Source organism: Streptomyces sp. NPDC058534 (assembly GCF_042717365.1).
Taxonomy (GTDB): domain Bacteria; phylum Actinomycetota; class Actinomycetes; order Streptomycetales; family Streptomycetaceae; genus Streptomyces.
Map to the genome: position 1 here is coordinate 109,586 of NZ_JBHXNW010000003.1, position 8,477 is coordinate 118,062.

General features: G+C 70.4%; 10 protein-coding genes. 8 read left to right on the forward strand and 2 right to left on the reverse strand.

The window, feature by feature from the left end; all coding sequences use genetic code 11:
* Positions 1–43: 43 nt before the first annotated feature.
* The gene (locus ACFWR9_RS02505; RefSeq protein ID WP_383834296.1) at positions 44–565 is read right to left on the reverse strand and encodes an ATP-binding protein; all 522 of its coding nucleotides are present in this window, start codon (positions 563–565) and stop codon (positions 44–46) included.
* Between the two features lie 103 nt (positions 566–668).
* Here ACFWR9_RS02505 and ACFWR9_RS02510 point away from each other — a divergent pair, with 103 nt between their 5' ends.
* The 7 genes from ACFWR9_RS02510 to ACFWR9_RS02540 all read left to right on the forward strand — a co-directional run bounded on the left by ACFWR9_RS02510 (position 669) and on the right by ACFWR9_RS02540 (position 6,140).
* On the forward strand, positions 669–812 hold the full coding sequence (locus ACFWR9_RS02510; protein ID WP_383834299.1) for a hypothetical protein: 144 nt from the start codon (positions 669–671) through the stop codon (positions 810–812).
* A gap of 109 nt (positions 813–921) precedes the next feature.
* Positions 922–1,746: a helix-turn-helix domain-containing protein gene (locus tag ACFWR9_RS02515; protein WP_383834543.1), complete on the forward strand. Its 825-nt coding sequence runs from the start codon at positions 922–924 to the stop codon at positions 1,744–1,746.
* A 71-nt stretch (positions 1,747–1,817) separates the two neighbouring features.
* Positions 1,818–3,278, forward strand: coding sequence for an aldehyde dehydrogenase family protein (locus tag ACFWR9_RS02520; protein WP_383834302.1), 1,461 nt, complete (start codon positions 1,818–1,820; stop codon positions 3,276–3,278).
* 60 nt (positions 3,279–3,338) lie between these two features.
* Entirely contained in the window at positions 3,339–3,602 is a 264-nt protein-coding gene (locus tag ACFWR9_RS02525) for a type II toxin-antitoxin system prevent-host-death family antitoxin (RefSeq protein WP_383834305.1), read from the forward strand.
* Positions 3,603–3,680: 78 nt separating this feature from the next.
* Positions 3,681–4,331 carry a PadR family transcriptional regulator gene (locus tag ACFWR9_RS02530; RefSeq protein ID WP_383834308.1) on the forward strand — a complete coding sequence of 217 codons (651 nt, stop codon included), beginning with the start codon at positions 3,681–3,683 and terminating at the stop codon, positions 4,329–4,331.
* 73 nt (positions 4,332–4,404) lie between these two features.
* Positions 4,405–5,352, forward strand: coding sequence for an ATP-binding cassette domain-containing protein (locus ACFWR9_RS02535; RefSeq protein ID WP_383834311.1), 948 nt, complete (start codon positions 4,405–4,407; stop codon positions 5,350–5,352).
* A 29-nt stretch (positions 5,353–5,381) separates the two neighbouring features.
* The gene (locus ACFWR9_RS02540) at positions 5,382–6,140 is read left to right on the forward strand and encodes an ABC transporter permease (protein ID WP_383834546.1); all 759 of its coding nucleotides are present in this window, start codon (positions 5,382–5,384) and stop codon (positions 6,138–6,140) included.
* 9 nt (positions 6,141–6,149) lie between these two features.
* Here ACFWR9_RS02540 and ACFWR9_RS02545 read toward each other — a convergent pair whose 3' ends face one another.
* Positions 6,150–7,571, reverse strand: coding sequence for a glutamate decarboxylase (locus ACFWR9_RS02545; protein WP_383834314.1), 1,422 nt, complete (start codon positions 7,569–7,571; stop codon positions 6,150–6,152).
* A gap of 110 nt (positions 7,572–7,681) precedes the next feature.
* Here ACFWR9_RS02545 and ACFWR9_RS02550 point away from each other — a divergent pair, with 110 nt between their 5' ends.
* On the forward strand, positions 7,682–8,443 hold the full coding sequence (locus ACFWR9_RS02550) for a MerR family transcriptional regulator (RefSeq protein WP_383834317.1): 762 nt from the start codon (positions 7,682–7,684) through the stop codon (positions 8,441–8,443).
* The last annotated feature ends 34 nt before the right edge of the window (positions 8,444–8,477 follow it).

Consider the following 8,477-nt stretch of genomic DNA (forward strand, 5'->3'; position numbering starts at 1 on the left):
ACACGCGTAGAACCGCGACGCGGCAAGGCGTCGCGGTGCAGCGTCATCCGTAGGTCGGGTCCGCCCCCTCGCAGGGCCGCGGGAGCCGGAACAGGGCCCAGACGACCTTGCCGTTGAGCGTCCCGGCGAGCGGGTGCCAGCCCCAGCTGTCGCTGAAGGAGTCGACGAGGAAGAGGCCGCGGCCCGACTCCGCCGAGAAGTCGTCCGTCTCGCGGGCCACCGGACTGTCGTGGCTGGGGTCGCGCACCGCGCACACCAGCCGCTCGGTCCAGCGCATCAGGTGCAGCCGGACGGGGCCGTTGTGCTCGCCGTGCCGGGGGGTGTCCGCCGGCAGCGCGTGGCGCAGGGCGTTGGTGACGAGTTCGGAGACCACCAGGCAGACGTCGTCGAAGCAGTCGCCCGCGTCCCAGCCGTCGAGCGTTCTGCGGGTGAATCTCCGGGCCTCGCGCACCGCTTCGAAACGTGGCGGGAGGGCGCAGGAGGCGGCGTTGGATACGGCCGCGGGGTCGAGTGGCGGAAGGCCCTGCCGTAACGGCTCGAGCATGGTCGATCCATTCGTCCCCATGCGAGGCACTCCCGGGAGTTCGCGGTCGTAGCGATGCGGCGCGGTGGTGCGGGACCATGGTTTCGGATGCGTACCGCAGATGCAAGGGCAGATGCACGTGCACGTGACCGAAATGGACCTGCCCGTACCGCTTGTTGGGCAATTTTTCCGTCATTTTCGCCTCCCCTTCATCTCCGGCGACGACCGGTTTCGGATCACCGCCTGCATGATCCTGTGCGTTTCCTTTGGCTCGATTCCGTTTCCGTAACCGGACGAGTACTGCTCGGAGTGTTTTAGTGGCAGACTTCGGCCCCTGAAGACGGTTGGGGAGGCTGGCGAACGTGAGCGCGGGAGAGCCCGGATCGGTGGTGCGGCGCATGCTGCTCGGATCACAACTCAGGCGACTGCGTGAGACGCGGGGGATCACGCGGGAGGCGGCGGGCTACTCGATCCGCGCCTCCGAATCGAAGATCAGCCGGATGGAGCTGGGCCGGGTGAGCTTCAAGACGAGGGACGTCGAGGACCTGCTGACGCTGTACGGCATCACGGATGAGCAGGAGCGCACCTCCCTGCTCTCGCTGGCCAAGGAGGCCAATGTCGCGGGCTGGTGGCACAGCTACTCCGACGTGCTGCCCAGCTGGTTCCCCACCTATGTGGGCCTGGAGGGCGCCGCCTCGCTGATCCGGGTGTACGAGGTGCAGTTCGTGCACGGCCTGCTGCAGACCGAGGAATACGCCCGCGCGGTCGTCCGGCGCGGCATGAAGGGCGCCGGCGCGGCGGACGTCGAGCGGCGTGTCGCGCTCCGCCTGGAGCGGCAGAAGTACCTCGTCGCGGAGAACGCGCCCGAGTTCCACATCGTCCTGGACGAGGCCGCCCTGCGCCGTCCCTACGGCGACCGCGAGGTGATGCGCGGACAGCTCCAGTACCTGATCGAGATGTCCGAACGCCCCAATGTGCGGCTCCAGATCATGCCGTTCGGCTTCGGCGGACACTCCGGCGAGAGTGGCGCGTTCACGCTCCTCAGCTTCCCCGAGTCCGACCTGTCGGACGTCGTCTACCTGGAGCAGCTCAGCAGCGCGCTCTACCTCGACAAGCACGAGGACGTCACCCAGTACGAGGCGGCGCTGAAGGAACTCCAGCAGGACAGTCCGGGTCCGGACGAGAGCCGCGACCTTCTCCGGGGGCTCCTCCAACTCTCGTAAAACATAAGTACGATGACGCCCATTCAGGCGGCCCGCTCCGGCTGCGGCAGCTCAGGGGATTGAGGGATCTCATGTCGTCGTACTTCACCGACCTCGCCCAGCAGTACATCGACGGCGAGTGGCGCCCGGGCACCGGCTCCTGGGACATCATCGACTTCAACCCGTACGACAACGAGAAGCTGGCCTCGGTCACCATAGCCACGGCCGACGAGGTCGACGCCGCCTACCGGGCCGCCGAGCGCGCGCAGAAGCAGTGGGCCGCGACGAACCCGTACACGCGCCGCGGGGTGTTCGAGAAGGCGCTGCGCCTGGTGGAGGAGCGCGAGGAGGAGATCAGCGAGGCGATCGTCGCCGAGCTGGGCGGCACCCGTCTGAAGGCCGCCTTCGAACTGCACCTCGCCAAGGAGTTCCTGCGCGAGGCGGTCCACCTGGCGCTGCGCCCCGAGGGCCGGATCATCCCGTCCCCGGTCGACGGCAAGGAGAACCGCGTCTACCGGGTGCCGGTCGGCGTCGTGGGCGTCATCAGCCCCTTCAACTTCCCCTTCCTGCTCTCGCTGAAGTCGGTCGCCCCCGCCCTCGCCCTGGGCAACGGCGTCGTCCTCAAGCCGCACCAGAACACGCCGATCGTCGGCGGCACCCTGGTCGCGAAGCTCTTCGAGGACGCGGGACTCCCCGGCGGCCTGCTGAACGTCGTCGTCACCGACATCGCGGAGATCGGGGACGCCTTCATCGAGCACCCGGTCCCCAAGGTCATCTCCTTCACCGGCTCGGACCAGGTCGGCCGCCACGTGGCCACCGTCTGCGCCGCGAACTTCAAGCGCTCGGTCCTCGAACTCGGCGGAAACAGCGCCCTGGTGGTCCTCGACGACGCCGACGTCGACTACGCGGTCGACGCCGCGGTCTTCAGCCGGTACGTCCACCAGGGCCAGGTCTGCATGGCGGCCAACCGCGTGCTGGTCGACCGCGCGGTGGCGGACGAGTTCACCGAGAAGTTCGTCGCCAAGGTCCGGACCCTCAAGACCGGCGACCCGCGCGACCCGTCGACCGTCATCGGCCCGGTGATCAACTCCTCCCAGGCGGACGCGGTCTCCGGCGTGGTCGAGCAGGCGCTCGCCGAGGGCGCCACCGCCCTGGTGCGCGGCACGGTCACGGACAACCTGGTCGAGCCGTCGGTCCTGACCGGCCTGCCCGCCGACTCCGCACTGCTGCGCCAGGAGGTCTTCGGCCCGGTCGCCTTCCTGGTCCCCTTCGACGGCGAGGAGGAGGCCGTACGCCTCGTCAACGACACCCCGTACGGCCTGAGCGGCGCCGTGCACACCGGGAACATCGAGCGCGGCGTGAACTTCGCCAAGCAGATCGACACCGGCATGTTCCACGTGAACGACGGCACCGTGCACGACGAGCCGATCGTCCCCTTCGGCGGCGAGAAGCACTCGGGCATCGGCCGCCTCAACGGCGATACGATGCTGGACGCCTTCACCACCCAGAAGTGGATCTCGGTACAGCACGGCCGCAGCGGCTTTCCGTTCTGAGGGTCCGCCGGGGGCGTAAAGCCGGCGTCGTGGACATGCATCCTGGCGCACACTGGGTGCATGTCTGCTACGTATCCCATCGCGGAGGCGCAAGGCATGCTCGGGCAGCTTGTGCGCCGGGCAGCCCAGCGCGAGCGCATCACATTGACCAACGGCGACGCGCAGGCAGCCGTACTCCTCTCGCCTGCGGAACTGGCGGACCTGGAGGACGCCCTCGCCGTTGCCCGGCTGGAGCGGGACCGGACTCTGGGGCACACGGAGCCATCGGTACCGCACGACAGAGCCCGCCGCGCGCTGCTCGAAGCGACGCGGAGGGACGTGTGACCCGAAGAGGCGATTGCCAGTGGGCCGGACACCGCACCGGCGCCTGAGCCGATGCCGCCGGCCCCTAATCTGGACCCCATGTCAGCGATCCGTCTCCTCGTGCTCGGCGCCGTGCGTCAGCACGGGCGGGCCCACGGCTACCAGGTGCGCAACGACCTGGAGTACTGGGGCGCGCACGAGTGGTCCAACGCCAAGCCCGGCTCGATCTACCACGCGTTGAAGCAGATGGCGAAGCAGGGGCTGCTGCTCGCGCACGAGATCGCGCCGTCCACGGCGGGCGGGCCGCCGCGCGTGGAGTACGAGGTCACCGAGGAGGGCACCGAGGAGTACCTCACCCTGCTGCGCGCGTATCTCACCGCCTACGACCAGCGGCCGGACGTGCTCACCGCGGCGCTCGGCTTCATGGTCGACCTCCCGCGCGAGGAGGCCCTCGCGCTGCTGGAGGAACGGGTGCGGAAGATCGAGGAATGGCGGGGCGCCGTCACCGAGTACTACACGCCCGAGGAGGGGCCGGGCCAGCTCGGGCACATCGGCGAGATCATGAACTTCTGGGTCCACTCGGCCGACACCGGCGCCGAGTGGACCCGCGGGCTCATCGAACGCGTCCGGGGCGGCGCGTACACCTTCGCCGGCGAGGGCGACCCGTTCGTCGGGGTGCTGGCGGAGGGCGAGGAGAATCCGTTCGCGACGGGGCGTCCGTACTACGGAAACGACGGAGGCGCCAGCTAATCAAGTTTGACCAACCATGCGCGACGCGTTACTTTGGTGGAGTAGTCAAATTTGGCTAGCGAGGGGAGTGGCAGTGGCCGACGCGGCGATCACCGTCGAAGGGGCACGCAAGAAGTACGGCAACAAGGACGCGCTGGACGGACTCGACCTCACGGTCACGCGCGGCACGGTGCACGGCGTGCTGGGCCCGAACGGCGCGGGCAAGACGACGCTGGTCCGCATCCTGTCCACCCTGCTGCGGCCCGACGCGGGCCGGATCGAGGTGGCGGGGCACGACGTCGCCACCGAGGCGTACGCCGTACGGCTGCGCATCGGCCTGCTCGGCCAGCACGCGGCACTCGACGAGGAACTGGGCGGCCGGCAGAACCTGGAGATGTTCGGCCGCCTCCACCACCTGGGCGCCCGGCGGGCACGCGCGCGTGCCGACGAACTGCTCGCGCGCTTCGAACTGACCGACACCGGACGCAAACCGGTCAGCGCCTACAGCGGCGGCATGCGGCGCCGCCTTGACCTCGCCGCGTCCCTGATCACCGAACCGGAGGTGCTCTTCCTGGACGAGCCGACCACCGGCCTCGACCCGCGCGGCCGCGCCGAGGTCTGGGACTCGGTCCGCTCCCTGGTCGGCGGCGGTACGACGGTCCTGCTCACCACCCAGTACCTGGAGGAGGCCGACCAGCTCGCCGACCGCATCTCCGTCGTCGACGCCGGCCGGGTCGTCGCCGACGGCACGGCCGACGAGCTGAAGGCCGCCATCGGCGGCGACCGCGTCGACGTCGTCCTGCGCGACGCCGGCCAACTCGGCGCCGCCGTCGCCCTGCTGCCGCTCACCGGCGTCCGCGTCGACCCCGACCGCCGGCTGCTCAGCGCCCCGGTCACCGACCGCATGGCGGCCCTCTCCGGCGTCGTACGGGCGCTGGAGGAGGCGGGTCTGGAGGCCGAGGACGTGGCACTGCGCCGGCCCACCCTGGACGAGGTGTTCCTGCACCTGACCGACCGCGACCGCACGAAGGAGGCCGTGTGAGCACGAGCACCGTCCCGAACCCGAAGCCCATGACCTACGCCCTGACCGACTCCTGGACCATGACCCGCCGGGAGCTGGCCCGCTGGGCGCGGCAGCCGGTGACCATAGTCGTCAACCTGGTCTTCCCGGTCATGCTGCTGCTGATGTTCGGCTACCTGGTCGGCGGCGGCCGGGGCGTGAGCGGTGACTACGTCGACTACCTGGTCCCCGGGATGCTGGCGCTCACCATGGCGTTCGGCCTGGAGGGCACCATGATCGCCGTCACCCAGGACCTCAACAAGGGCGTCGTCGACCGCTTCCGCTCCCTGCCGATGACCAACGGCGCCGTCCTGGTGGGCCGTTCCGCCGCCGACATGCTCCAGTCGGCCCTCGGGCTCACGGTGCTGATCGCGGTCGGGTACGCGCTCGGCTGGCGGGCCAACGGCGGCCCCGGCGCCTTCCTGGGCGCAGTCGGCCTGCTCCTGCTCTTCCGCTTCGCCATGCTGTGGATCGGCATCTTCCTGGCTCTGGTGGCCGGGAAGCCGGAGCTGGTGCAGGCGGTGCAGATCCTGGTCTGGCCGGTCGGCTTCCTCTCCAACGCCTTCGCCACGCCCGACTCCATGCCCGGCTGGCTGGGCACGGTCGTCCAGTGGAACCCGATGTCCCAGACCGCCACCGCCGTACGCGACCTGTTCGGCGGCCCCGGCGGCGAGTCCGGCCACGTGTGGGCGGCCGTCGCCTGGCCCCTGGCCCTGCTCGTGGTGTTCTTCCCGCTGGCCGTGGGGAGGTTCGCGCGCCTCAGCCGGTGAACGACACCCCTAGTGGTGGAAGCCGGTCGCCGCCCCCTTGTCCCGGGTCAGCGGCCCCGACTGCCGGCGCAGGTCCGGCAGCAGTCGCTCCAGGTCGTCCAGGAGCAGGTCCGCCATGTCGGTGGAGAAGCCGTTGCGGCACACCACGCGCAGCACGGACAGGTCCTCGCGGTGCGGCGGGAAGGTGTACGCCGGCACCAGCCAGCCGCCCTCCCGCAGCCGCCGCGAGACGTCGAAGACGTCGTACGCCGTCACGCCGTCGGCGGTCGTGAAGGCGAACACCGGCAACTGGTCGCCGCGCGTGAGCAGCCGGAAGTCACCGAGCGCCTCGACCCGTTCGGCGAGCCCGCGGGCGATGTCCCGCGCGGTCTGCTGCACCGCCTGGTAGCCCTCCCGGCCCAGCCGCAGGAAGGTGTAGTACTGCGCCACCACCTGCGCGCCGGGCCGGGAGAAGTTCAGCGCGAAGGTCGGCATGTCGCCGCCCAGGTAGTTGACCCGGAAGACCAGCTCCTCGGGCAGCGCGGCCGAGTCCCGCCACAGCGCCCAGCCGACGCCCGGGTAGACCAGCCCGTACTTGTGCCCCGACGTGTTGATCGAGGCGACCCTCGGCAGCCGGAAGTCCCACACCAGGTCCTCGTCGAGGAACGGCGCGACCATGGCGCCCGACGCCCCGTCGACGTGTACCGGGACATCGAGGCCGGTGCGCTCCTGGAGGGCGTCCAGGGCGGCGCACAGGTCGGCGATCGGCTCGTAGGAACCGTCGAAGGTGGAGCCCAGGATGCCGACGACACCGATCGTGTTCTCGTCGCACAACTCGGCGGCGGCCTGCGGGTCGAGGTGGAAGCGGTCGCCCTCCATGGGCACCTGCCGCGCCTCCACCTCCCAGAAGTTGCAGAACTTGTCCCAGCAGACCTGGACGTTCACGCCCATCACCAGATTGGGCCGCGCCCCCGGATACCGGTCGGCGTTGCGCAGCGCCCAGCGCCGCTTCAGCGCCATCCCGGCCAGCATGCACGCCTCGCTCGACCCGGTTGTCGAGCAGCCCACGGTCGTCGACGGGTCGGGCGCGTGCCACAGGTCGGCGAGCATCGCCACACAGCGCCGTTCCAGCTCGGCGGTGCGCGGGTACTCGTCCTTGTCGATCATGTTCTTGTCCCGGCACTCGCTCATCAGCACCCCGGCCTGCGGCTCCATCCAGGTGGTGACGAAGGTGGCCAGGTTCAGCCGCGCGTTGCCGTCCAGCATCAGCTCGTCGTGGACCAGCCGGTACGCGCTCTCCGGCGGCAGCGGGGCGTCGGGGAGGCGGTGGGCGGGCGGGGCCTCGGTCATGCCGCCGAGCGGGTTCGCGGCCGCGTGGAAGGGGTTCACGGCGAGCCGGCGCCGGTCACGATCGTCGTCGCGGGACGGTCGGGGACCCTTGTGCAGAGACATGCAACCGACGGTAGGCCGGGGCCCCCGGCCCCGCACCCGGGGCCGCACCGGGCTTGCACCTCACGTCACGTGAGGCGGCAGCGTGGACGGTGTCAGAGAAGGGAGCGGAAGTGAGCTACTCCGTGGGACAGGTCGCGGGCTTCGCCGCGGTGACGGTGCGCACCCTGCACCACTACGACGACATCGGCCTGCTCGTACCCAGCGAGCGCAGCCACGCGGGCCACCGGCGCTACAGCGACGCCGACCTCGACCGGCTGCAGCAGATCCTGTTCTACCGAGAGCTCGGCTTCCCGCTCGACGAGGTCGCCGCCCTGCTCGACGACCCGGCCGCGGACCCGCGCGCGCACCTGCGCCGCCAGCACGAGCTGCTGACCGCCCGGATCGGGAAGCTGGAGAAGATGGCGGCGGCCGTGGAGCAGGCCATGGAGGCACGCAGCATGGGAATCAACCTCACGCCGGAGGAGAAGTTCGAGGTCTTCGGCGACTTCGACCCCGACCAGTACGAGGAGGAGGTCCGGGAACGCTGGGGCGGCACCGACGCCTACCGCCAGTCGCGGCAGAAGACCGCCTCGTACACCAAGGAGGACTGGCAGCGCATCCAGGACGAGGCCGACGAGCTCACCCGGCGCTTCGTCGCCCTGATGGACGCCGGTGAGCCCGCCGACTCCGAGGCGGCCATGGACGCCGCCGAGGACCACCGGCAGGGGATCGCCCGCAACCACTACGACTGCGGGTACGAGATGCACACCTGCCTGGGCGACATGTACGTCTCGGACGAACGGTTCACGCGGAACATCGACGCCGCGGGGCCGGGCCTCGCCGCCTACATGCGCGACGCGATCCTCGCGAACGCCGTCCGGCACACCCCCTGAGCGGTGGTCGTGGCCCGGGTCTCACCCCCGGGCC

Bases quoted from the DNA above. Each gene is read 5' to 3' on its own strand.
- ACFWR9_RS02505 (WP_383834296.1), bottom strand. From the start codon at position 565: ATGGGGACGAATGGATCGACCATGCTCGAGCCGTTACGGCAGGGCCTT.
- ACFWR9_RS02515 (WP_383834543.1), top strand. From the start codon at position 922: ATGCTGCTCGGATCACAACTCAGGCGACTGCGTGAGACGCGGGGGATC.
- ACFWR9_RS02520 (WP_383834302.1), top strand. From the start codon at position 1,818: ATGTCGTCGTACTTCACCGACCTCGCCCAGCAGTACATCGACGGCGAG.
- ACFWR9_RS02525 (WP_383834305.1), top strand. From the start codon at position 3,339: ATGTCTGCTACGTATCCCATCGCGGAGGCGCAAGGCATGCTCGGGCAG.
- ACFWR9_RS02530 (WP_383834308.1), top strand. From the start codon at position 3,681: ATGTCAGCGATCCGTCTCCTCGTGCTCGGCGCCGTGCGTCAGCACGGG.
- ACFWR9_RS02540 (WP_383834546.1), top strand. From the start codon at position 5,382: ATGACCTACGCCCTGACCGACTCCTGGACCATGACCCGCCGGGAGCTG.
- ACFWR9_RS02545 (WP_383834314.1), bottom strand. From the start codon at position 7,571: ATGTCTCTGCACAAGGGTCCCCGACCGTCCCGCGACGACGATCGTGAC.